This is a genomic window from Sphingomonas radicis (genome assembly GCF_051400635.1).
Classification (GTDB): domain Bacteria; phylum Pseudomonadota; class Alphaproteobacteria; order Sphingomonadales; family Sphingomonadaceae; genus Sphingomonas.
Genome location: NZ_JBLFFG010000001.1, coordinates 518691 through 541955 on the forward strand (window position 1 = coordinate 518691; position 23265 = coordinate 541955).

Annotated in this window: 25 protein-coding genes; 11 read left to right on the forward strand and 14 right to left on the reverse strand. The window is 66.7% G+C overall.

All coding sequences use genetic code 11. The features are described 5' to 3' along the window. Positions 1-13: 13 nt before the first annotated feature. Genes ACMGDH_RS02195 through pdxH form a run of 3 tightly spaced genes read right to left on the reverse strand, consistent with a single transcriptional unit; the run spans position 14 to position 2312 of the window. Positions 14-814, reverse strand: a complete 801-nt coding sequence (locus ACMGDH_RS02195) for a PhzF family phenazine biosynthesis protein (protein ID WP_436826281.1) — start codon at positions 812-814, stop codon at positions 14-16. Continuing rightward, entirely contained in the window at positions 811-1737 is a 927-nt protein-coding gene (locus tag ACMGDH_RS02200) for a cation diffusion facilitator family transporter (protein ID WP_436826282.1), read from the reverse strand. Before ACMGDH_RS02200 ends, ACMGDH_RS02195 begins: the two co-directional genes overlap by 4 nt. Continuing rightward, complete coding sequence (pdxH, locus tag ACMGDH_RS02205; protein ID WP_436826283.1) at positions 1734-2312, reverse strand: pyridoxamine 5'-phosphate oxidase; 579 nt, start codon at positions 2310-2312, stop codon at positions 1734-1736. Before pdxH ends, ACMGDH_RS02200 begins: the two co-directional genes overlap by 4 nt. Before the next feature lie 90 nt (positions 2313-2402). Between pdxH and ku the strand changes: the two genes are divergently transcribed. From ku to aroC, 9 genes are all read left to right on the forward strand, one after another. After that, positions 2403-3314 carry a non-homologous end joining protein Ku gene (gene ku, locus ACMGDH_RS02210; RefSeq protein ID WP_436826284.1) on the forward strand — a complete coding sequence of 304 codons (912 nt, stop codon included), beginning with the start codon at positions 2403-2405 and terminating at the stop codon, positions 3312-3314. Positions 3315-3319: 5 nt separating this feature from the next. Continuing rightward, on the forward strand, positions 3320-5761 hold the full coding sequence (gene ligD / locus ACMGDH_RS02215) for a DNA ligase D (protein ID WP_436827204.1): 2442 nt from the start codon (positions 3320-3322) through the stop codon (positions 5759-5761). An 86-nt stretch (positions 5762-5847) separates the two neighbouring features. Then, on the forward strand, positions 5848-6786 hold the full coding sequence (locus tag ACMGDH_RS02220) for a DnaJ C-terminal domain-containing protein (protein WP_436826285.1): 939 nt from the start codon (positions 5848-5850) through the stop codon (positions 6784-6786). A gap of 66 nt (positions 6787-6852) precedes the next feature. Continuing rightward, on the forward strand, positions 6853-7746 hold the full coding sequence (locus tag ACMGDH_RS02225) for a YihY/virulence factor BrkB family protein (RefSeq protein WP_436826286.1): 894 nt from the start codon (positions 6853-6855) through the stop codon (positions 7744-7746). Further along, positions 7743-8570: an enoyl-ACP reductase FabI gene (gene fabI, locus ACMGDH_RS02230; RefSeq protein WP_436826287.1), complete on the forward strand. Its 828-nt coding sequence runs from the start codon at positions 7743-7745 to the stop codon at positions 8568-8570. The genes ACMGDH_RS02225 and fabI overlap by 4 nt, the downstream gene beginning before the upstream one ends. Before the next feature lie 5 nt (positions 8571-8575). Then, the gene (locus ACMGDH_RS02235) at positions 8576-8821 is read left to right on the forward strand and encodes a DUF4160 domain-containing protein (RefSeq protein ID WP_436826288.1); all 246 of its coding nucleotides are present in this window, start codon (positions 8576-8578) and stop codon (positions 8819-8821) included. After that, a complete protein-coding gene (locus tag ACMGDH_RS02240) occupies positions 8809-9162 on the forward strand; it encodes a DUF2442 domain-containing protein (protein WP_436826289.1) in 354 nt (117 codons plus the stop codon). The genes ACMGDH_RS02235 and ACMGDH_RS02240 overlap by 13 nt, the downstream gene beginning before the upstream one ends. Then, positions 9159-9686, forward strand: a complete 528-nt coding sequence (locus tag ACMGDH_RS02245) for a GNAT family N-acetyltransferase (RefSeq protein WP_436826290.1) — start codon at positions 9159-9161, stop codon at positions 9684-9686. The genes ACMGDH_RS02240 and ACMGDH_RS02245 overlap by 4 nt, the downstream gene beginning before the upstream one ends. Further along, positions 9683-10750, forward strand: a complete 1068-nt coding sequence (gene aroC, locus ACMGDH_RS02250) for a chorismate synthase (protein WP_436826291.1) — start codon at positions 9683-9685, stop codon at positions 10748-10750. The genes ACMGDH_RS02245 and aroC overlap by 4 nt, the downstream gene beginning before the upstream one ends. A 128-nt stretch (positions 10751-10878) precedes the next feature. Here the strand turns inward: aroC and ACMGDH_RS02255 are convergent, their stop codons facing one another. The 7 genes from ACMGDH_RS02255 to ACMGDH_RS02285 form a co-directional block, all read right to left on the reverse strand. Then, positions 10879-11277, reverse strand: a complete 399-nt coding sequence (locus tag ACMGDH_RS02255) for a hypothetical protein (protein WP_436826292.1) — start codon at positions 11275-11277, stop codon at positions 10879-10881. Positions 11278-11313: 36 nt separating this feature from the next. After that, on the reverse strand, positions 11314-12828 hold the full coding sequence (gene rpoN / locus ACMGDH_RS02260) for an RNA polymerase factor sigma-54 (protein WP_436826293.1): 1515 nt from the start codon (positions 12826-12828) through the stop codon (positions 11314-11316). Positions 12829-12831: 3 nt separating this feature from the next. Then, positions 12832-13608, reverse strand: coding sequence for an LPS export ABC transporter ATP-binding protein (lptB, locus tag ACMGDH_RS02265; protein ID WP_436826294.1), 777 nt, complete (start codon positions 13606-13608; stop codon positions 12832-12834). Positions 13609-13726: 118 nt separating this feature from the next. Further along, on the reverse strand, positions 13727-14269 hold the full coding sequence (locus ACMGDH_RS02270; RefSeq protein WP_436826295.1) for an LptA/OstA family protein: 543 nt from the start codon (positions 14267-14269) through the stop codon (positions 13727-13729). Then, on the reverse strand, positions 14269-14913 hold the full coding sequence (gene lptC, locus ACMGDH_RS02275) for an LPS export ABC transporter periplasmic protein LptC (protein WP_436826296.1): 645 nt from the start codon (positions 14911-14913) through the stop codon (positions 14269-14271). The genes ACMGDH_RS02270 and lptC overlap by 1 nt, the downstream gene beginning before the upstream one ends. 41 nt (positions 14914-14954) lie before the next feature. Then, complete coding sequence (locus tag ACMGDH_RS02280) at positions 14955-15575, reverse strand: ribonuclease D (RefSeq protein WP_436826297.1); 621 nt, start codon at positions 15573-15575, stop codon at positions 14955-14957. 82 nt (positions 15576-15657) lie between these two features. After that, complete coding sequence (locus ACMGDH_RS02285; RefSeq protein WP_436826298.1) at positions 15658-16476, reverse strand: TerC family protein; 819 nt, start codon at positions 16474-16476, stop codon at positions 15658-15660. A 210-nt stretch (positions 16477-16686) separates the two neighbouring features. Here ACMGDH_RS02285 and ACMGDH_RS02290 point away from each other — a divergent pair, with 210 nt between their 5' ends. Continuing rightward, positions 16687-17478 carry a cold-shock protein gene (locus tag ACMGDH_RS02290; RefSeq protein ID WP_436826299.1) on the forward strand — a complete coding sequence of 264 codons (792 nt, stop codon included), beginning with the start codon at positions 16687-16689 and terminating at the stop codon, positions 17476-17478. Between the two features lie 59 nt (positions 17479-17537). On the opposite strand, the gene ACMGDH_RS02295 is transcribed toward ACMGDH_RS02290, so the two are convergent. Together ACMGDH_RS02295 and ACMGDH_RS02300 are read right to left on the reverse strand one after the other, a co-directional pair. Next, positions 17538-18371 (reverse strand): SMR family transporter, encoded by an 834-nt coding sequence (locus ACMGDH_RS02295; protein ID WP_436826300.1) that lies wholly within the window; start codon positions 18369-18371, stop codon positions 17538-17540. Between the two features lie 7 nt (positions 18372-18378). Next, positions 18379-18855: an Lrp/AsnC family transcriptional regulator gene (locus tag ACMGDH_RS02300; protein WP_436826301.1), complete on the reverse strand. Its 477-nt coding sequence runs from the start codon at positions 18853-18855 to the stop codon at positions 18379-18381. 139 nt (positions 18856-18994) lie between these two features. Between ACMGDH_RS02300 and ACMGDH_RS02305 the strand changes: the two genes are divergently transcribed. Further along, positions 18995-20305 (forward strand): S41 family peptidase, encoded by a 1311-nt coding sequence (locus tag ACMGDH_RS02305; RefSeq protein ID WP_436826302.1) that lies wholly within the window; start codon positions 18995-18997, stop codon positions 20303-20305. A gap of 62 nt (positions 20306-20367) precedes the next feature. Here the strand turns inward: ACMGDH_RS02305 and ACMGDH_RS02310 are convergent, their stop codons facing one another. Together ACMGDH_RS02310 and ACMGDH_RS02315 are read right to left on the reverse strand one after the other, a co-directional pair. Then, the gene (locus ACMGDH_RS02310) at positions 20368-21420 is read right to left on the reverse strand and encodes a M20/M25/M40 family metallo-hydrolase (protein ID WP_436826303.1); all 1053 of its coding nucleotides are present in this window, start codon (positions 21418-21420) and stop codon (positions 20368-20370) included. Positions 21421-21490: 70 nt separating this feature from the next. Further along, positions 21491-23179: a cisplatin damage response ATP-dependent DNA ligase gene (locus tag ACMGDH_RS02315; RefSeq protein ID WP_436826304.1), complete on the reverse strand. Its 1689-nt coding sequence runs from the start codon at positions 23177-23179 to the stop codon at positions 21491-21493. Positions 23180-23265: the final 86 nt, after the last annotated feature.

Below are 23265 nucleotides of genomic sequence, written 5' to 3' on the forward strand. Positions count from 1 at the left end.
ATGTCGATTCGGCCTAAAGCGCGAACGTTCCCTCGATCACGGTCACACACTTGCCGCCGAGGATCGCCCGCTCTCCGCCAGGCTCCAGCTCGCAATCGACATAGCCGCCGCGCGTGCTCGACTGGTGCGCAGTGAAACGGCTGCGGCCGAGGCGGGCGGCCCAATAGGGGGTGAGCACGCAGTGCGCCGAGCCGGTGACCGGATCCTCGTCGATTCCCGCCGCGGGGGCGAAGACGCGGCTCATCACATCCGTATCGGCGCCGGGCGCGGTGACGATGTTGAGCGTGTCGCCGAGCGCCGCGAGCGCGCGGAAATCGGGCCGGAGCGCAAGGACCTGCTCGGCGCTTTCGAGCACGATCAGCTGATATCCGTTCGGATGGCGCAGCGTATCGACTGCATCGGCGATATCCAGCGCACGCAGCGCTTCGGGCAAGGGCATCGGCTGGGGCGCATAGGCGGGAAGCGCCATCAGATAACCCTCGCCGTGGCGGGCGACTTCGAGCACGCCTGCCTTGCGGGTGCGGAAACGAACCAAGTCGCGCGACGGGTCTTCGCGCAGCAGATGATGTCCGCTCGCCAGCGTCGCATGGCCGCACAGCGCGACTTCGACGGCAGGGGTGAACCAGCGCAGCTCGTAATCGGCTTCCCCGCTCTCGTCCGCGACGAGGAAAGCCGTCTCCGCCAGATTGTTTTCCTCCGCGATCGCCTGGAGCACCCTGTCCTCGAGCCACGCCTCGAGCGGCATCACCGCGGCCGGATTGCCGGTGAACGGCCGGTCGGCGAAGGCGTCGATCTGGGCGAAGAGCAGCTTCACGTGCGGGTCTCCTTGAGAAGATCGGTTTCGGCGAGCGAATTCCCGGGCTCGTCGACCTGGCCTTCGGGATCGACGTGGATCAGGAACTCGGTGCCGGGGAATTCGACCGCGAGCTCGCGTTCGAGCCGCTCGACCACGTCATGCGCCGCGGCGATCGTCAGCTCGGGGTCCATCCAGATGTGGAACTGCGCGAAATCCTTGGCGCCGCTGGTGCGGGTGCGGAGATCGTGGAGACCGATCAGTTCGGGGTGGCGCGCGGCGACTTCGACGAAGCGGCTGCGCTTCTCCTCGGGCCATTCCTTGTCCATCAGCTGGTCGATCGCCGCGCTCGACGCGCGCCAGGCGCCGAACAGCAGCCAGGCGGCGATCGCGATGCCGAAGGCGGCGTCGGCACCCGGGATTCCGGCATAGACCTCCAGCACCAGCGCGGCGATCACCGCCGCGTTGAGCAGCAGGTCCGACGTATAATGGATGCGATCGGCGCCGATCGCGACCGAGCCGGTGCGCCGGACCACCGATTGCTGATAGCCGGTGAGCGCGAGCGTGACGGCGATCGCGATCAGCGAGACGCCGATGCCATATTCGGGATCGGTGCTCGGCTGTTGCGCGATCAGTCGATCCACCGCGCGCAGCAGGATCGCGAAGGCGGAGACTGCGATCACGGCCACCTGGAAGAGCGCGGCGAGCGCCTCCGCCTTGCCGTGGCCGAAGCGATGCTCCTGGTCTGCGGGCTGCATCGCCCAGTGCACGCCGCCGAGCGTCACCAGCGACGCCACCAGATCGAGCAAGCTGTCGGCAAGGCTCGCGAGCACGGCAACCGATCCGGTCCGCCACGCCGCATAGGCCTTGAGCACGCCGAGCAGCAGCGCGCAGGCGACGCTCGCCAGCGCGGCGCGGCGCGCGAGATTTCCGGCAGCGGTCATGGATAGAGCAGCTCTTCACTCCATCCGTCGGGCGTGCGGAGGAAGAGCCGGCGTTCGTGGAGGCGGTGTGCGCGGTCTTGCCAGAATTCGATCCGCCCGGGCGCGACGCGATAGCCGCCCCAGTGCGGCGGGCGCGGCACCCGCTTGCCTTCGAAGCGCTGCCGCATCTGTTCGTAGCGAGTCTCGAAAGTGGCGCGCGCGTCGAGCGGGCGCGACTGGTCCGACGCCCAGGCGCCGAGCTGCGAATCGCGGCTGCGGCTGGCGAAATAGGCGTCCGACTCGGCGTCGCTCACCTGCGCCACCGGCCCCTCGATCCGGATCTGGCGGCGGAGCGACTTCCAGTGGAAGAGCAACGCCGCTTTGGGGCTCGCGAGCAGGTCCGCCGCCTTGCGGCTCTCGCGGTTGGTGTAGAAGACGAAGCCTTCAGGCCCATGCCCCTTGAGCAGTACCATCCGCACCGAGGGCTGGCCGCCCGCATCCACCGTTGCGAGCGCCATGGCGTTGGCATCGTTGGGCTCGCTCGCCTGCGCCTCGGCGAACCATTGGTCGAAGAGCTGGAAGGGATCGGTGGTCATCGATCGGGCATCTACGCCGGCCCCTGTTCACTGTCGAGGAACGGACTCCCTGCTCGCACATTGAATCGGCTTCGCAACGAGGAGCTTTCGATGGCCGCGCGCGCCTATTGGCAGGGACAGATACGGCTGGCGCTGGTCTCGATCCCGGTCGAGATCTATTCGGCGACCAAATCGGGCGCGCAGATCAGCTTCCACCAGATCCACGAGCCGAGCGGCAAGCGGATCAAGTACGAGAAGGTGGCGCCGGGCGTAGGGCCGGTGGACGTCGAGGAGATCGTCAAGGGCTTCGAATATGAGAAGGGGCATTATGTTCTGCTCGAGCAGGACGAGATCGACGCGGTGAAGCTGGAATCGAAGAAGACCCTCGAGCTTACCCAGTTCGTCGACGCCAGCGACATAGACGTGCTCTATTACGAGAAGCCCTATTTCGTGGTGCCGGCGGACGATCTCGCCGAAGAGGCGTTCATCGTGCTGCGCGAGGCGCTGAAGCGCACCAAGAAGGTGGGGCTGGGCCAGCTGGCGCTCAGGGGCCGCGAATATATCGTGAGCCTGAAGCCGTGCGGGCGCGGAATGGTGCTCGAGACGCTGCGCTATGCCGACGAGGTCAACAAGGCGCAGGGCTATTTCCGTGACATTCCCGACGCCGAGCCGGACCCCGAGCTGCTGGGGCTCGCCGAATCGCTGATCGAGAAGAAGACCGGCAAGTTCGATCCCAAGGAGTTCCACGACCGCTATGTCGATGCGCTCAAGGACCTGATCGAGCGCAAGAAGAAGGCCAAGGGCCGCAAGATCATCGAGGAGGAGGACGCCGAGAGGCCTTCGCGCGGATCGAACGTGGTCGACCTGATGGCGGCGCTCAAGAAGTCGCTGGAGAAGCCGGGGGCGGCCAACGACACTGGAACGAAGAAGGCACCGGCGAAGAAGAGCACGGCCAAGACCCCTGCGCGCTCCGGCAGCCGTAGCGCCGCGGCGAAGAAGGCGCCTGCGCGCAAGCGGGCGTGAACGTGATGGCGGACGCCGATCTCCTCTCCAGATACAACGCCAAGCGCGACTTCGCCAAGACGGCCGAGCCCGCGGGCAAGGTCGCCAAAGGGCGGGGCAACCGGTTCATCGTCCAGAAGCACGATGCGTCGCGGCTCCATTGGGACTTCCGGCTCGAGATCGACGGCGTGCTCAAGAGCTGGGCCGTGACGCGGGGACCCAGCCTGGACCCCGGCGAGAAGCGGCTGGCGGTGCGTACCGAAGACCATCCGCTCTCCTATGCCGATTTCGAGGGGACGATCCCCCAGGGCGAATATGGCGGCGGCACGGTGATGCTGTGGGACACCGGCAGCTGGGAGCCGGTGGAGGGCAAGAGCGCGAAGGACCTGGACAAGGGCCACCTCCATTTCCGCCTCCACGGCGAGCGGATGAAGGGGGAATGGCTGCTGATCCGGCTGAAGCCGCGCGGCAAGGAACGCGCGGAAAATTGGCTGCTCCGCAAGATCGACGATCCCTATGCGGGCGCCACCGACCTGCTGGTCGAGACGGGGCTGACCAGCGTGGTCACCGGGCGGACGATGCAGGAGATCGCCGAGGGGAAGAAGCCCGCGAAGCAGCCCGCACGGCCGGCCAAGTCGGCCAAGGCGGGCAAGAAGGTGAAGCCTCTCGCTTTTCGCGCCCCGCAGCTCGCGACCCTGGTCGACACGGTGCCGGCGGGCAACCAGTGGCTCCACGAAGTCAAGTACGATGGCTATCGCGCGCTGGTCGCGACCGGGGACCCGGTGCGAATCTACACGCGCTCGGGGCTCGACTGGACCGACAAGTTCCCGGGCATCGCCGAAGCCACCAAGTCGCTTCCGGCGGGCGCACTGGTCGATGGCGAGATCGTTGCGTTCAAAAGCGGCAAGCCGGACTTCTCGACCTTGCAGGAAGCGATCGGCAGCGGCGGGAAGGGACTGACGCTCTTCGCCTTCGATCTGCTCGCCGAGGGGGGCGAGGATCTGTCCGCCCTTCCCAATCTCACGCGCAAGGAGCGGCTGCGCGCCCTGCTTGCCAGCGGGGAGGAGACCATCCAGTTTTCCGAGCACGTCCTCGGCAACGGCGAGAAGCTGTTCGAGGCGATGTGCCGCGAAGGCTATGAGGGCGTGGTCTCCAAGCGCACCGACGCGCCCTATCGCGGCACGCGGACCAAGGCGTGGCTCAAGACCAAGTGCATCCGCCGCCAGGAATTCGTGATCGTCGGCTGGACGCCGAGCAGCGCCAAAGGGCGCGGCTTCCGCTCGCTGCTGCTCGCGGTCAACGGGCCGGACGGGCTGATCTATGCCGGCAAGGTGGGCACGGGGTTCAACCTCGATACGCTCCACGCGCTGCGCGCACGCTTCGACAAGATCGCCGCCAAGCAGGCGCCGGTGAAGGTGCCGCGTGCCGAGGCGCGGGGGGCACATTGGCTGGAACCGGAGCTGGTGGCCGAGATCGCCTTCAGCGAATTCACCGCCGACAAGGTGGTGCGCCACGCGAGTTTCTTGGGGCTGCGCGAGGATAAGAAGGCGAGCGAAGTCGTCGCCGAAGCGCCGGCGCCGCTCCCCGAGGCGGCGGCTGCCCCGGCCTACGACATCAAGATCAGCAACCGCGGCCGAGTGATCTACCCCGAGGCGGGGATCACCAAGGGCGATCTCGCCGATTATTACGCCGCAGTCTCACCGGTGCTGCTGCGCTGGCTGGCCAACCGCCCGATCAGCCTGGTGCGCTGCCCGCAGGGGCGGGCCAAGCATTGTTTCTTCCAGAAGCACGACGCGGGCAGCTTCGGCGAGCACGTCCTCCACGTCGATGTGCGCGAGAAGGACGGGTCTGTGCAGCCCTATCTCTACGTCGCCGAGCTCGAGGGGCTGATGGCGTGCGTGCAGATGGGGACGATCGAGTTCCACGGCTGGGGCAGCCTGGTCGCGGACATCGAGAAGCCCGACCGGCTGGTGTTCGACCTCGACCCCGACGAGGGACTCGACTTCGAGAAGGTCAAGAAGGCCGCGCAGGACCTCAAGACTCACCTCGCCGACATCGGGCTCACCAGCTGGCCGATGCTTTCGGGGGGCAAGGGGGTGCATGTGGTGGTGCCGCTCCGGCCCGAGGCCGAGTGGCCGGAGGTTCGGTCATTCGCGGAGCGGTTCGCGCGGGCGCTCGCCGGGGCGGAGCCGGAGCGGTTCACGGCGAACCTCAAGAAAGCCAACCGCAGGGGCAAGATCTTCATCGACTATCTGCGCAACCAGCGCGGCGCGACCGCGGTGCTCCCCTATGTCGCCCGCGCCCGCGAAGGTGCGCCGGTCGCCGCGCCGATCAGCTGGAGCGAGCTGCGCGACCTCGACACGCCCAAGCGCTTCACGATCCGCGACGCCGCCACGCTGATCGAGCGCGCCACCAGTCGCGCGCTCCAGGGCTGGGGCGAGGCCGACCAGGCACTGCCCGACCTGTAGCAAGCCGAGCCGTTTCCCTTTAGCCCTCCCACTTGCGCTGCGCCTCGCACAGGCCGAAATACCCGCGCAAAAGAACAGGGAAAGAAATGGCCGATCCTTACGCAACTCTTGGCGTGGCGCGCACCGCGAGCGAAGCCGATATCAAAAAGGCCTATCGCAAGCTCGCGAAGGAGCTGCACCCCGACCGCAACAAGGACAATCCAAAGGCGTCGGAGAAGTTCAGCCAGGTGACCCACGCCTATGACCTGCTGACCGACAAGGACAAGCGCGCACGCTTCGACCGCGGCGAGATCGACGGTGACGGCAATCCGACTTCGCCCTTCGGCTTCGGACCCGGTGCGGGTGGCAACAGCGGCTTCCGCCCGGGCGGCGCGCAATTCGATTTCGGCGGCGAGGCCAGCGACCTGGGCGACATCTTCGAGGGGCTGTTCGGCGGCGGCGCGGCGGGGCGCCGCGGCGGCGGGTTCAGCGGCGGATTCGGCGGGTTCGGACGCCGCGCCGCGGCCAAGGGCGCCAATGTCGCCTACAAGCTCGCGGTGAGCTTCGAGGACGCGGCCCGGCTCGCGCCCCAGCGCATCACGCTGCGCGACGGCAAGACAATCGACCTCAAGCTGCCCGCCGGGGTCGAGACCGGAACCCAGATGCGGCTCGCCGGCAAGGGCGAGGAAGGTCCCGGCGGGTTCGGCGACGCGATCGTCACGATCGAGATCCAGCCGCACCGCTTCTATGTGCGCGAAGGTGACGACATCCGCCTCGACCTGCCGGTATCGCTCTCCGAAGCGGTGCTCGGCGCGCAGGTGCGCGTGCCCACTCCGGACGGGCCGGTGATGCTCACCGTCCCCAAGGGATCGACCTCGGGCAAGGTGCTGCGGCTCAAGGGACGCGGCTTCCACAAGAAGGGCGGTAGCCGGGGCGACCTGCTCGTCACGCTGATGGTCGACCTGCCAGTGGACGACGACGCGCTGATCGAGTTCGCGCAGGGCTGGCAGAACAAGGGGAACCCCCGCGGCCGCATGGGCGTCTGAGCCCCTGTGACGACAGGGGAATCTTCGGCGCACGAAAAGCCGGCGCGGCCGGGCATATTGCATCGGATGCACGCGGCGCTGAAACGGGCGGGCGTTTCGGACCGATTCTTCACGGTGGCGGGAACGGTGATCGCCCGCACCTTCAACGAAGGGTTCACCTACGCAGGCAACCTTGCTTTTCTCAGCCTGGTCACGCTCTTTCCCTTCTTCATCGTCGCGGCGGCGATCGCGCAGCTCCTGGGTCGCAACGCCGAAGCGATCCACACGCTCGAAGCCTTTCTCCGCACTGTTCCGCCCGGGGTGGCCGATGTGCTGCGCAAGCCGGTTTCGGACGTGCTCCAGGCGCGCACCGGCAATCTGCTGTGGCTGGGCGGGCTGGTGGGGCTGTGGACCACCGCCGGCTTCATCGAGACGCTGCGCGGCATCCTGCGCCAGGCCTATAAGGTGCGGTCGAGCACGCCCTTCTGGCGCTATCGGCTGGGCGCGATCGGGATCATCATCGCATCGGTGATCCTGGCGATGGCTGCCTTCAGCTTCCAGGTGATGCTCACCGCGGCCGAGCAGTTCATCTATCGGCTGCTGCCCTGGGCATCGGATGCGCAGCAGATTCTCTCGCTCACCAAATTCGTACCCGCGCTGGCGCTGTTCGGCGCGCTCTACATCCTCTTCTATTCGCTCACGCCCCGCCGCTACCGCAAGTCGGGCTGCCCGAAATGGCCGGGTGCCGCCTTTACCACTGTCTGGTGGATGGGCACCACCGCACTGCTTCCCGTCGTGCTCGGCACATTGGGGAGCTATGATCTTACTTATGGCAGCCTCGCGGGCGTGATGATCGCGCTGATCTTCTTCCAGTTGATCGGCCTCGGCATGGTCGCAGGGGCCGAACTCAACGCCGCACTGGCGGAAACCCCGTCGAACGGGCTAGAGGAGGCTCCCGAAAGGGAGAAAGGTTCGTCGTGACGGGATTGATGCAGGGCAAGCGCGGGCTGATCATGGGCCTCGCCAACGATCGTTCGCTGGCCTGGGGGATTGCCCGGAAGCTGCGCGAGCAGGGCGCCGAGCTGGCGTTCAGCTATCAGGGAGAGGCGCTCGAGCGGCGCGTGCGGCCGCTGGCGGAGCAACTGGGCAGCGATTTCCTGATCGATTGCGACGTATCCGACATGGCTGCGCTGGACGGGGCGTTCGCGACGCTCGCCGAGCGCTGGCCGACGATCGACTTCGTCGTCCATGCGATCGGCTTCTCCGACAAGAACGAGCTGCGCGGCGGCTATGTCGACACCAGCCTCGACAATTTCCTGATGACGATGAACATCAGCGTCTATTCGTTCGTCGCGGTCTGCAAGCGCGCCGCGGCGATGATGACGCCGTTTGATCCGGAAACGGGCAAGGGCGGCGGTAGTCTGCTGACGCTCAGCTATTACGGCGCCGAGAAGGTGATCCCGCATTACAATGTGATGGGCGTGGCCAAGGCGGCGCTGGAGACCAGCGTCCAGTATCTCGCGGTCGACCTCGGGCGCGACAACATCCGCGTCAACGCGATCTCGGCCGGCCCGATCAAGACGCTGGCAGCCTCGGGCATCGGCGATTTCCGGCTGATCCTGAAGTGGAACGAGCTCAACTCGCCGCTCAAGCGCAACGTGACGATCGAGGACGTCGGCGGCGCGGGGCTCTATCTGCTCTCCGATCTCGCCTCGGGCGTGACGGGCGAGACGCACCATGTCGATGCCGGCTACAACGTCATCGGGATGAAGGCCGAGGACGCACCCGATATCGCGCTGGCCTGAAGCGCGTGCCGACGGTCCTCCGCAGCGGCAGCCTGCGGGTCGTGATCTACACCGACGACGATCCTCCGCCGCACGTCCATATATTCGGCGACGGCGAGACCAAGATCGCGCTGCCGGAGGCAGGCGGTGCACCGATGGTTGTCCGGGTGGTGGGCGGTAGCCTGCGGGAGAGTCGACGCGCATTGCGGATCGTGCGAGAGAACAGCGCGTTTTTTACTGGAACGATGGAACGCGATTCATGGGTGAGCTGACCCAAGAACAATTCGAAGCCTCCCGGCGGCGCGGCGAGATCGACCTCGCCGTCAAGCCGCGTGCGTACGCGGCGCGATATGATCGCGCGCAGGGTCGCGTCGTGATCGATCTGGTGAGCGGCGCAACTTTCTCCTTCCCGGCCAGGCTCGCGCAGGGGCTCGAGCATGCTACCGACGAACAGCTCGAGAAGGTCCAGATCGCCGGTGCGGGTTTCGGCCTGCATTGGGAGGAACTCGACGCGGGCCTTACCGTCGAAGGCTTGCTGGCAGGCCGTTTCGGTAGCGCGCACTACATGGCCGAACGATTCGGCGGCGGCTGGGACGCCGAAGCCGCCGAATGAGCATAGCAATTCGCCCCGCGACGGGCGGCGACGTGGCGGCGATCGATGCGCTGCTGCGCCGCGCCTTTCCCAACCCCGACGAGGCGATGCTGGTCCAGCGGCTGTGCGTCGCAGGCGACATGGTGCTGACCCTGGTCGCCGATGACGAGGAGAGCGGCGCGCTGGCGGGCGTGGTGGTGTTCAGCCGGATGGCGGTCGACATCGCCGGCAAGCCGATCGCGGCGGTGGCGTTGGCGCCGCTGGCGGTGGAAGTTGCCTATCGTCGTCAAGGTGTGGGCGAAGCGCTGGTGCAGGCCGGGCTCGCGCAGCTGCGCGACGCCGGCGCGATGCTCGCCTTCGTCCTCGGTGAGCCCGGTTATTACGAGCGCTTCGGCTTTTCGGCCGATTGGGCGCGCGGATTTGCCTCGCCCTATGCGGGCGACTATCTGATGGCCCTGCCGCTCCAGGGTGGCGCCATGCCGTGCGGCGAGCGCGGTGCCGCGACGCATGCACCCGCGTTCGCGCAGCTGGGCGGGGAAAATTGAGCTTCAATTCCTTCGGACGCGTCTTCCGCTTCACCACCTGGGGCGAGAGCCATGGGCCCGCGCTGGGCGCCGTGGTCGACGGCTGCCCACCGGGGCTGAGCCTGAGCGAGGCGGGCATCCAGCCTTTCCTCGACAAGCGGCGCCCCGGCCAGTCGCGCTTCACCACGCAGCGGCGCGAACCCGATCAGGTGCGCATCCTCTCTGGCGTGTTCGAGGGGCGGACGACGGGAACTCCGATCAGCCTGATGATCGAGAACGTCGACCAGCGCTCGAAAGACTATTCGGAAGTCGCGCAGGCGTATCGCCCTGGTCATGCCGACTATGCCTATGACGCGAAATACGGCTTCCGCGACTATCGCGGCGGCGGGCGATCCTCGGCGCGCGAGACCGCGGCGCGAGTCGCGGCAGGCGCGGTCGCGCGGCTGGCGATCCCCGAAGTGCGGATCCGCGCCTGGGTGGAAGCGATCGGCGGCGACGCGATCGATTACGCCAGTTTCAACGACGCCGAGATCGACAACAACGCGTTCTTCTGCCCCGATGCCGAAGCCGCGGCGCGCTGGGAGGTGCTGGTCGACAGCGCCCGCAAGGCCGGGTCGTCGCTTGGCGCAGTGGTCGCGTGCGAGGCGACCGGGGTGCCGCCGGGCTGGGGGGCGCCGCTCTATGCCAAGCTCGACAGCGAGCTTGCCGCGGCGTGCATGTCGATCAATGCAGTCAAGGGCGTCGAGATCGGTGACGGCTTCGCCGCTGCCGCGCTCACCGGCGAAGCGAACGCGGATGCGATGCGCCCGGGCCCCGACGGCCCGCATTTTCTGGCCAACCATGCCGGCGGGATCGCGGGCGGCATCTCAACCGGCCAGCCGGTGCGACTGCGCGTCGCGTTCAAGCCGACCAGCTCGATCCTTACGCCGGTGGAGACGATCACGCGTGAAGGCGAAGCCACCGAGATCGCGACCAAGGGGCGCCACGATCCCTGCGTGGGCATCCGCGGCGCGCCCGTCGTCGAAGCGATGATGGCGCTGGTGCTCGCCGACCAGAAGCTGCTCCATCGAGCACAGTGCGGCTGAAGCGGGCCGGGGCAGAATAAATCCATCCGTTCGCCCTGAGCTTGTCGAAGGGCGCTGCCACAGGTCCGTCGCGCGTGGAAATCGCCCTTCGACAAGCTCAGGCGAACGGGCGTGGGGCGCGGAACCGTCTATGCGACCGCGCGCACCGCTTCTTCTTCCGGCGCGGAAAAGAGCCAGGCCTCGGCCTCCACGATGGTGCTGAAGCACCGCGCGTCGCGCCCAGACAGCGCGCGCGAAAGCTGGGATCGTGCCAGCGTGGGGCCGATCACGAAGGCGAGGCGGCGCGAGCGATAGGCCGAGTCCGCGAGCAGCGCCTGGAAGGCCGCGACGCTCTCCTGCGGCTGAATCTTCATGCCGCGCAGATCGTTGATCGTCAGGTGCCAGTTGCGCGGGCAGCGCAGCTTCGCATGCGCGACGCTGCGCGCATCGAGAAAATCCGCGATGTCGGCAGGCGTGAAGAAGCCGCTCATTCCGATCCGTACCAGATCGCGTTCGGGCTCCACCTCGATCGAAAACTCGGCGCTCATTCGGCTATTATAGGATAAATATCTCTAGAGCGTGCTTCACCCGACTCCTTCGAGCGCTTTCTGCCGGCGGCGCTGGACCGAGCTTCCGATCCCCATCCCCTCGCGATACTTCGCCACGGTGCGCCGGGCGATATCGAATCCCTTTTCGCGCAGCATCTCGACGAGCGTATCGTCCGAGAGGATTGCCCTGGGATCCTCGGCCTGAATCAGCGCGCGGATCGCGCTCTTCACGGCTTCGGCCGAGACCGCCTCGCCGCCGTCGGCCGACTGAATCGCGCTGGTGAAGAAATATTTGAGCTCGAACAGGCCGCGCGCGCAGCTGAGATATTTGTTCGAGGTGACTCTGCTCACGGTCGATTCGTGCATGCCGATCGCCTCGGCGACCTGGCGCAGCGTCATCGGGCGCAGATGCGCGACCCCGCGCAGGAAAAACTCCTCCTGCTGCTTCACGATCTCGCTCGCGACCTTGACGATCGTGCGCTGGCGCTGGTCGAGCGCCTTGACCAGCCAGTTGGCGCTCGCGAGCATGTCCGAGAGCCAGGCCTTGCTCGTCTTGTCCTGCGGACCCGTCGAGATCTCGGCATAATAGGCGCGGTTGACGAGCAGTCGCGGCAGCGTCGCGGCGTTGATCTCCACTGCCCAGCCGCCGCTGCGCCGCGCGACGAAGATGTCGGGAGTCACCGACTGGACGGGCTCGCTGCCGAAGCGGCAGCCGGGCTTGGGATCATAGCCCCGGAGCTCGCGGATCATGTCCGTAAGGTCCTCGTCATCGACGTTGCAAATGCGCCGGAGCCGCGCGAGATCGCCGCGCGCGACCAGATCGAGGTTGTCGATCAGCCGTGCCATGCACGGATCGTAGCGGTCCGCCTCCTTCGCCTGAAGCGCGAGGCATTCGGCGAGGTTGCGCGCGCCGACCCCCGTCGGATCGAAGGTCTGGATGATCGCAAGCACCGCCTCGACGCGCGCGAGCGGCACTTCGAGCCGGTTCGCGACTTCGAGCAGCGGAACCGTGAGATAGCCGCACTCGTCGATCTGATCGATCAGGTGCTGCGCGATGAACAGGTCCGCCCCCGCCACGCTCGCGCCGGCCTGCGCCAGCAAGTGATCGGCGAGGCTAAGGTCCGCGGTTCCGATATTCTCGAAGTCGGGCCCGTCCTCAAACCCGCCGCCGCCGCTCGCACCGTTGAGGCCCAGGCTGCCGTCGAGCGCGCCGATCGAATCGGTGGGGCCATCGTGGTGGAAGGTCTCGGCGGCGAGATCGACGTCGAGTGCCGCCTCGCCCGCCGCCGCGCCGGCCTCGAGCAGCTCGCTGGCGTCGGGCGGTCCCTCACGCACCGGCTCGAACGCGTCTTCGGGCTCGGGCGGGGCGAGGTCAGGCGCCTCGTCACCCCCGCCCTGCGATTCGAGCAGGGGATTCTTCTCCAGCTCCTCGGCGATGAAGGTCTCGATCTCGAGGTTGGAGAGCGCCAGCAGCTTGATCGCCTGCTGGAGCTGCGGCGTCATCACCAGCGATTGCGACTGCCGCAGGTCGAGGCGAGGCGCGAGACTCATGATCTAGAGTTCGAAACTTTCGCCCAGATAGAGGCGGCGGACGTTCTCGTCGCGCACGAGCTCGTCGGGCGAGCCGGCGAAGAGCACGCGTCCGTCGTAGATGATGTAGCCGCGGTTCACGATGTCGAGCGTCTCGCGGACGTTGTGATCGGTGATCAGCACGCCGATGCCGCGATTCTTGAGGTCGCGGATAAGGTCGCGGATGTCGGCGATCGAGATCGGATCGATTCCCGCGAACGGCTCGTCGAGCAGGATGATCGTGGGATCGGCGGCGAGCGCGCGGGCGATCTCAGCGCGGCGCCGCTCGCCGCCCGAAAGCGCCATCGACGGCGCGCTGCGCAGCCGGGTGAGCCCGAATTCGTCGAGCAGCTGATCGAGCCGCACCTGCCGCGCGTCGCGATCCGGCTCGCTCAGCTCGAGCACCGCCAGGATGTTCTTCTCGACCGTGAGCCCGCGGAAGATCGAGGTTTCCTGCGGCAGATAGCCGAGGCCCAGGATCGCGCGACGGTACATCGGCAGCTTGGTGATGTCTTCGCCGTCCAGCATGATCCGGCCCGAATCTGGCTTCACCAGCCCCATCACCGAATAGAAGCACGTCGTCTTGCCAGCGCCGTTTGGACCGAGCAGCCCCACCACTTCGCCGCGGCCGACCGAGACCGACACGTCGGTCAGCACCACGCGCTTGTCATAGGTTTTCGCGATCGAGATGACCGCCAGCCCCTGATCCGGCAGCGGGACCGGATCGGCGAGCGGATGTTCGAGCGTAGCGACGTCGTTCATGGCAGCATCCTGCAGGGCTGGGCTGGACCGGCTTCGCGACCCGCCGGTTGGCAGGATTCCTGCATGAGAATGCCTGCCGATGGAAGAGGGCTGCGGCAGTCCGGTAAAATTCTGACCGTTACTGGCGGCGTTCGGGCACCGAGAAGCGGCCGGTGACGCGGCCGCCCTGGCTCTGCACGCCCCCCGGGCTCGTGCTGCCGCCGACGCCCGAGCCGTCGATCGTCGCGCGACCGGTGTCGAGATCGATCGACAAGCGTCCGCCCGATACGGAGTTGGCCCCCTGGCGCAACGTGACGCCGCCCACCATCGTGATCACGCGGCGGCCGAGATCGTAGACGGCATATTGCGAGCTCGCGCGCTGATCGGGACGCACGACAGTGACTCCGCCGGCAGCGTCGAGCCGCGAGACCTGCGGCGAGCCATCGGTGATCTGCCCGGTGTAGGCGACGGTCATCCGCGCCGCGGTGAGCGTCATCTCGGCCTGGGTGATCTTGACGTTGCCAGTCAGCATCACGCGATTCGCGCGGTCCTGAAGTTCGATATGATCGGCCGCGAAGTCGATCGGTGCCGAACTATTGTGGCGCGTCTGCGCGAGAGCCGGCGCCGACGCGGCAAGCGCCAGCGGGAGCCCGAGCGAGAGCGAGGCAAGGACGCGGATCATCAACGCCTATTTGCGCGCTGCGGCACGATCCGCAAGCGCGCATTGCCGTCGAGCGAGACGGTCCGCTTCTCGAGGTCCGCCCTCAACTGGTTTCCGCTGAACGTTCCCATCGGCGTATTGCCCGTCACGGCGCCGCCGCTCTGGAGCTGGCGCGTCCTCAAATCCACGACTGCGTCGTGCGTGTTGAGCAGATAGCCGTCCGAGGTCTGAAAGCGCAACGGGCCGTCTACCGAGACTCGCTGGCTGTTGAGATTATAATGGCCGCGATCGGCGCGGATCGAGGCGGGTCCTTCCTCCAGGCGGATCTCGGCGGTCAGGTCGCTTAGCTGTACGATCGGCTCGGCCGAGCTGCGCTGGACCGCCGATCCCGCGTGGAGATGGAACGGGCGGCCCTTCGCATCGGCGCCGCGATATTCGGCCGCCTCGATCCGCAGTCGCTCCTGCGCCATATCCACCTTGTTCTTGTCGAGCACGAAGCTCACGTCCCCGCCCATCAGCAGTGGCGCGACCACGAGGAACGCCGCGAGCACGCCGATGCCGAGCGGCAGCACGATGAGCAGCAGCCGCACCACGCGATCGTGGCTGCCGCCCGGGTGGGCCCAGGAGCGCCGCTCCGAGCGCAGGCGAGCGGCAACCTCAGACATGACTCATGTCCAAGGTGCATACCCGCGCCAGAGATGGCTGCTCAGATATGTGCAAAGATGTCGACCTCCGGCCAGCCTGCCAGATCGAGCTCGGCGCGCCACGGCAGGAAGTCGAAACAGGCTTGAGCGAGCGGCATCCGCCCTTCACGCTCAAGACGCCGGTCGAGTTCCATCTTCATCGCGTGAAGATAGCGGACATCCGAGGCGGCATAGTCGCGCTGCGCCTCGGTGATATCGGGGCCGCCCCAATCGGACGACTGCTGCTGCTTCGAAATCTCCTGCCCCAGCAGCTCGCGCACCAGATCCTTGAGCCCGTGGCGGTCGGTATAGGTGCGCACCAGCCGCGACGCGGTCTTGGTGCAATAGACCGGCGCCGCAGTGACGCCGAGATAGAAGCGGATCGCCGCAAGATCGAACCGCGCGAAGTGATAGAGCTTGATCCGCTCGGGATCGGCGAGCACTGCGCGAAGATTGGGCGCGTCGTAGCTCGATTGCGGCCCGAAGCGGACGAGATGCTCGTCGCCCGAACCGTCCGACAGCTGGACCAGGCACAGCCGGTCGCGCATCGTGACCAGCCCCATGGTCTCGGTATCGACGGCGATCGACGCTCCGGGCGCGAACACGTTCTCAGGCAGGTCTTCTTCGTGGAAATAGACGGTCATGATTTCCGCCTAGCCGCGTTGGCGCGCGGGCTCAATCCGCACAACTGTCAAAAAGAAGCGCGAGACGCGGGATTCCCCCGCCTTAGCCTGCTGCCGGCGGCTCGCCTTTCGCTGCGGCGGCCGCGAGCTTCTTTTCGCGGGCTCGACGGGACCAGATGTTGAGGAACTCGACCCCGGCCGAGAAGGCCATGGCGGTGTAGATATACCCCTTCGGAATATGCGCGCCGAAGCCCTCGGCGATCAGCACCATGCCGATCATCAGCAGGAAGCCCAGCGCGAGCATCACCACCGTGGGATTGTCGTTGATGAAATTGGCGAGCGGATTGGCCGCGAGCAGCATCACCGTCACCGCCACGATCACTGCGACATACATGATCTCGACATGCTCGGTCATGCCGACCGCGGTGAGGATCGAATCGATCGAGAAGACGATGTCGAGCAGCAGGATCTGGACGATCGCGGAGGTGAAGTTGATCGACGCGACATGCTTCTTGTCGAGCAGATCGTCGCTTTGATGCGTGTCGACCGAATGGTGAATCTCCTTGGTAGCCTTCCACATCAGGAATAGGCCGCCCGCGATCAGGATCAGATCGCGCCAGGAGAATTGCGTCTCGAACGCCGGCTCGCCGTGCGCGCCGAGCGGCCCGGTGATCCCCAGATCGATCACCGGCTGCACGAGCCCCACGATCCACGCGATCATCGTCAGCAGCGCTAGCCGCATGACCAGCGCCAGACCGATGCCGATGCGGCGCGCCTTGACGCGCTGCTCCTCGGGCAGCTTGTTCGAAAGGATCGAGATGAAGATGAGGTTGTCGATTCCGAGCACGACCTCCATCACGATCAGCGTGACGAGCGCGGCCCAGGCCGCGGGGCTGGCGAGCAGGGCGAGGATCGTATCCATGAATCACCCTGTGCCGCGCCGTACCGTGCGGCGCAAGCGCCACAATCCGCCCGATCCGCCCTATTCAAGTCGAATTTTGTTCGCGCCCTGTCCAATTTTGGGCTATGCACGATTCTGTGGCGCTTTAATTTGTGCCCGAACACATGCGTTTTTCGTCCGGGCGCTTGGGTTTGATTACTTTTCAGGGCGAGCCGGGAAGACGAACAGGGCATGAGTTTCGATAGAGGACGCCGCGGTGAGCGCGGCGGGCGCGGCAGAGACAAGCGCGACAGCTTCGGTGACGATAATTTCTACGGCGGCGGCGGCGGCTTTGAAGACCGTGGCGGCTTCGGCGGCGGCGGTGGCGGTGGCTATCGCGGCGGTGGTGGCGGCTTCGGCGGCGGCAGCGGCGGTGGCTATCGCGGCGGCGGTGGTGGCGGCTTCGGCGGCGGCGGTGGTGGCGGCGGCTTCGGCGGCGGTCGCGGCGGCGGCGGCGGCATGCCCCCCCAGGTCGTGGGCGAAGCGACGGGCGTCGTGAAGTTCTTCAACGGACAAAAGGGCTTCGGCTTCATCGTCCGTGACGATGGCGGCGAGGACGTGTTCGTCCACATCTCGGCGGTCGAGCAGGCGGGCCTCACCGGCCTGGCCGAGGGCCAGCCGCTGGGCTTCACGCTCGTCGATCGCGGCGGCCGCATCTCGGCGACCGAGCTCAAGATCGAAGGCGAGCCGCTCCCGGTCGAGGACCGCGGTCCGCCGCGCGAGCGCGAAGGCGGCGGCGATCGTGGCGGCCCGCAGCGCCAACTGACGGGCGAGAAGGCGACCGGCACGGTCAAGTTCTTCAACGCCATGAAGGGCTTCGGCTTCATCCAGCGTGACGACGGGCAGCCCGATGCATTCGTGCATATCAGCGCCGTCGAGCGCGCCGGCATGCCGACGCTCAACGAAGGTGACCGTCTCGAGTTCGAGCTCGAGGTGGACCGCCGCGGCAAATATGCAGCGGTGAACCTCACCCCGGGCAGCTGATCTTCAGCGACCGAAACACGAAGGGGCCGGGCGGAAACGTCCGGCCCTTTTGCTTTGCCTCAGCGCGTGAGGATCAGCACCGCGCCGCCGAGGATGCCGAGCACCGCAATCAGGCGCCCGCGTGTCACCTGCTCGCCCAGCACGAAGGTGGCGATGGCGAGCGCGGTAACCATGCCCGTCTCACGCAGAGCGGCTAGCGGCGCAGTCGGGCCCAGCGCGAAGGCCGAGAGCGCCAGTCCATAGGTGAGGATCGAAAGCGCGCCCGCCGTCGCGCCGGCACGCCACTGCATCCGTGCGGACGCGAAGATTGCGCCCTTCGAGAGCAGCGCGAACATCGTCACCGTGGCGGTTCCCATCAGCACGAACAGCCAGACGATGAAGCTGAACGGCGTCGGCGCGGCCCGCACACCATTGGCATCGATCACTGTGTAACCGGCGATGGTGAGGCCAGTGAACAGCGCCCAGCCCAGGCCTGCGCGGCTGATGTGTCGGCCTGTCACCATCAGGAACATCGCAGCCCCGATCAGTGCGATCCCGGCGAGCTCGCGCGTGCTGGCGGGTTCGCCGAACAGTCCGATCGCAAGCGCAGCAGTCACCAAGGGCGCGGTGCCGCGCATCACCGGATAGGCCGCGGAAAAGTCGCTCGTCTCGAACGCGCGGACCAGCGCATAAAGATAGATGCAATGCAGCAGCGCGGTGGCGATCAACCAGCCCCAGGCACCGTGCGGCAAGGGCACCAGCAGCGTGGCCGGAAGCAGCAGCAGCGCGCTCGATCCGTCGATCACCGCGCGGCCCGCCATCTTGTCCTTGCCGCCCTTGAGGATCGCGTTGACGACCGCGTGGATCGATCCGGACGCGATCATCATCGCAGGAGCGAGCGCGGCGGCCTCCATCGGCGCGTCAGTCCTCGCCCGTATCGAGCGGCAACGCGAGGCTGAGCTTGCGGCGGCGCTTGACGAAGCTGGATTCGTAACGCCGCACTACCGGATCGTCGCCGAGCATCGTGTCGGTGAAGGCATTATACTCGTCCATGTCCCGCACCGTGACGAGCAGCATCAGATCGAATGCCCCCGATACTTCGAGGAAAAGCTGGACGTTGGGACTCGCGATCAGCCGGCGTCGCAGCGCCTCGACTGCGGCGAGCGCGTGCCGGTCCATCTGCACCTGCACCACTGCCGAGAGGAACGGCCCCACCTCTTCCGAGATCACGGCCACATCGCCTGCGATCACGCCGCTCTCGCGCAGACGGCGGAGGCGTCGCGCGATCGCCGACGGAGAGAGGGGCACCTGCGCAGCGATCGCCTCAGCTGTCATCAGCGCATCCTTCTGAAGGAGCTTCAGGATGCGGAGGTCCAGCTTGTCGGTAACTGCGCCCATTATCTGCGTTATGCCCCCTTTTCGCGCCAGAATTATGCACAGCCTGATCTAACATTGCCTCCACAGCGCCGCCTCCGCCAGCGCAGATATGCACAGGGGTGCCAGCCGGGGCGAAACCGGTGCGTGGGAGGAACAGGAAATGCGCAAGCTCATGTTACGGCTCGGAGCGGCGATCGCGGTCACCGGCCCCCTTTTGATTTCCATGCCGGCATTGGCACAGGCGCAGTCCGCCCGTTTCGATTCGCGCGTTGCGGTGGAGGCGGTCCGCAAGGCGCTTCGCGAGAATTACGTGGTCAAGGAACGACGCTCGGCACTGGATGGCGCGCTCGCGCAGGGGCTCGCCAGCGGCCGCTATGAGGTCGCCGATCCCCAGGAGTTCGCGCAGCGAATCACCGCGGACATGGCCGGGGTCGCGCACGACAAGCATCTGAGCCTGACGCACAACCCGGCGATGGCGGCCGAGCTCGCTGCCGGTGGCCAGAACGACGAGATTGCCGACAGCGCCTTCTGGCGTGCACTTGCCCGCCGCCAGAACGAAGGCGTGCGCGAGCTCAAGGTGTTTCCCGGCAACGTCCGGCTGATGCGGTACGACGGATTCTTCTGGAGCGGCGATGCCAGCAAGGCCGCGCTCGATCAGGCCATGGCCTTCCTGCGCGCGGGCGACGCGATCGTGATCGACATCCGCGCCAATGGGGGTGGCAGCCCGGAGGCAGTCAAACGACTGACGAGCTATTTCGTCCCGGCAGGCGCCAAGCTCGTAACCTTCCACATGCGCGATGAGGCACCGGACATATCCTATGCCGAAGCCGAAGTCCCCGGCGGCCGCATCCAAGGTGTTCCGGTCTATGTCCTCACCAGCGGCGGCAGCGCATCGGCGGCGGAAGAGTTCGCGTCGCATGTCGCCGGATTCGGTTTCGGAACGCTGGTGGGCGAGACGACCGCAGGTGCCGCCTATCGCAACGACCTCTTTCCGATCCCGGGCGGGTTCGCACTGAGCGTCTCGGTGGGCCGCCCCGAACTGCCGGGCGGCGGCGATTGGGAAGCAAAGGGGGTCGCGCCGAAGATAAAGGTGCCGCAGGATCTCGCGCTCGACAAAGCGCTGCAGGAAGCCCTCACCGGCCTCGCGATCAAGGCGCAGGGGCCTGAGCGTACCGAGTTGGAATGGGCGGCTGCGCTTCACGGCGCCCGCATCGCCCAGGCGGCGCCGGCGCTTCCCGTCACCGCCTATGCCGGCCGCTATGGCGAACGCACGATCTCCGTTGCGGGCGCCGGGCTCGTCTTCGAGCGCGACGGCGGGCTCAAGTCGCCGCTGGTGCCGCTCGGCGGCGACCTATTCGCGCTCGAACGTGACCCGCGCAGCCGAATCCGCTTCGTCGCGTCGAACGGCAGCGTGATCGGCCTGGTCATCGAACGCACCGACGGCGGCAAGATCGAGGCGCCGAAAGACTAGAGTCTGTTTCAGCAGGGCTGAAACAGTGCGGCACCGGCCCTCGCCCGGCTTCGGCCGGCCTGCTAAGGCCTCGCCGCCTTGGGCGCATTCTTGGCGAAGCGCTCACCATAGCGATCCTTGGCGTACCAGCGCGGCGCCTCGCTCATATCGGCGATCTCGCGCGCGATCAGATAATTGAGCTTGGCGAACTTGGCGGCGGCATTCCAGTCGAAGGGCAGCGAAATGTCGTCCGTGACCTGATGGTAGTGCGACCGCAGAAAATCACGAGTCGCCTTCTCGCCGCCATTCTTGAACCCTGTGTTGAGCATGAGCGAAGGCACGCCGGCCTTGACGAAGCTGTAATGGTCCGAGCGGACGAACATATCCTCATGGGGCATCGGATCTGGCGACAACGCGATGTCCATCTTTGCGGCTGCGGCCGCGACGACCGGCCCCAGCGTCGAATGTTCGGCGCCGAGCGCGACCACGTCCTGAAAGTCATACAGCAGAATCGGCATGTCGAGATTGACGTTGGCGACGATCCTGCCGTCGCCGATCAGGGGATTCCGCGCCAGATGGTCCGAGCCGATCAGGCCCTGCTCCTCAGCCGCAAACGCCACGAGCATGATCGATCGCCGGGGAGGCTTGCCGCTGGTGACGAACCCGCGCGCCGCCTCGAGCATCGTCGCGACCCCCGACGCATTGTCCATTGCGCCGTTGAAGATATTATCGCCGCCCGTCCGGCGCATCCCGACGTGATCGAGATGCGCGCTGATCACGACATATTCCTTCTTCAGCGCAGGATCGGACCCCGGCACGATGCCGATGACATTGGGCGATCGATAGGTGCGTTCGATACGCCCGTTGGGCAAGCGCACCGGCACGAGCTGGAACCACTTCTCCACATCGCCGCCCGGCTGAAGACCCAGCTTGGCGAAACGATCGGCGACATAGGCAGCCGCGACGAAATAGCCATTGGCGACGGTGAAGCGGCCCTCCAGCTTGTCATCGGCCAGATAAGCCACGTCCGCACGGATGCGATCGGCGCTGAAGTCCGGCTCACCGGTGCCCTGCGCATGCGCAGCGGACAGCGCGAGCGCCATCGGAAGGATGGCGAGCAGTTTGAACAAACGCATGGTATTTCCTGAAAGCCCCCAAACGTCCTGAGGCTATAATAAAAACTTCGCCGCGCAAGCGCGGTCTCGCTCAGGTCGCGAGCCGCCGCAGCCCTTCGATCGTGTCCGCCTCCTGCGCGGGCTTGTCGGTGCGGATGCGGCTGATCCGCGGGAAACGCATTGCGAGCCCCGATTTGTGGCGCTTCGATTCGTGGATCGAATCGAACGCGACTTCGAGCACCAGGGTCTTCTCGACTTCGCGCACGGGGCCGAAGCGGTTGAGCGTGTGATTGCGCACGAACCGGTCCAGCCACTTCAGCTCCTCGTCGGTGAAGCCGAAATAGGCTTTGCCGACGGGGAGCAGCTCGCCGCCCGGGCCCCAGGCACCGAAGGTATAGTCGGAGTAGAAGGAGCTGCGCTTGCCGCTGCCGCGCTGCGCGTACATCAGCACGCAATCGGCGACGAGCGGATCGCGCTTCCACTTGTACCAGAGCCCGGCGCGGCGCCCCGCGACATAGGGCGAGTCGCGCCGCTTGAGCATCACACCCTCGATCGCCGAGTCGCGTGCGCCTGCGCGGATTTCCTCGAGCGCGGCGAAATCTTTCGCCTCGATCAGCGCGGAGACGTCGAAACGCTCCGGATCGAGCGTGACCGCGAAATTCTCCAGCCGCGCCCGGCGTACACTCCAGGGCAGCTCGCGCACGTCCTCGGCGCCGTCGAACAAAATGTCGTAGAGGCGGACGAAGGCGGGATAGTCGGACAGCATCCGCGCTGGCACGATCTTGCGCCCGAGCCGCTGCTGGAGCGCGTTGAAGCTTCCGGCACCACCCCCCTGCCCCTTGGCCCCGCCCTGCGCTTCGCCCTTCACCAGCAGCTCGCCGTCGAGCACGCCTTCGCGTCCGAACGCGGCGGCGACTTCGGGGAAGCTGTGGGTGACATCGTCGCCCGCGCGGCTGTAGAGCCGGGTCTGCCCCGCGACGTGGACGAGCTGGACGCGGATCCCGTCCCACTTCCACTCGGCCGCATAATCGCCAAGATCGACGCGCGCTTCCTCCAGCGGGTGGGCGAGCATGAAGGGGCGGAACACGGGCACGTTGGCGGCAGTCGGCTGCGCGCCCCGCCCCTCCGCCCAATCGAACAGCGGCAGATAGGGCGGCATCAGGCCGTGCCACACTTCCTCCACCGCATCGACGTTGAGCCCGAACGCCTGGGCCAGCGCGGTCTTGGCGAGGCGCGCGGAGACACCGACGCGCAAGCCCCCGGTGGCGAGCTTGAGCAGCGCGAACCGCTCGTCGGGGTCGAGCCGGTCGAGCATCGCGGCGAGCACCGCCGGCGCATCGGAGCGCGAGAGTTGCTGAAGCCGCTCGATGGCTCGGGAGAGCGTCAATATCTCGTCATTCCCGCGAAAGCGGGAACCCACCTGCCCGCTGGCCCCAGTTGAGCGGTTGGGAGATGGGCCCCCGCTTTCGCGGGGGTGACGACTGGATTTTCCTGCGCTCGAATCGGCAGGGACTAGCCAGAGCAGCGCTATCGTTTCGGCCGAATCGCCCACGAAATCGCGGCTGAGCGCGAACAGCACCGGATCGACGCGCGCCTCGACCATCGCCCGGATCAGCGCCGGCTTGACCGCGGGCAGATCGAGCGTGCCGGTGAGCGCCGCCATCGCCCAGCCGCGATCGGGATCGGGAGTCGCGCGCAGATAATCGCCGATCAGCTTGAGCTTGGCGTTGCGCGAGCGCGTGTAGACCAGGCTATCGAGCAGATCGGCAAAGGCGCGCATCCCATCGCAACGCACGGCCAGGCCGATGCGCTCCCGTCACGAACACGCCAGCACGCGAGCGACTTCGCGTATCGAACTGAGCGTCC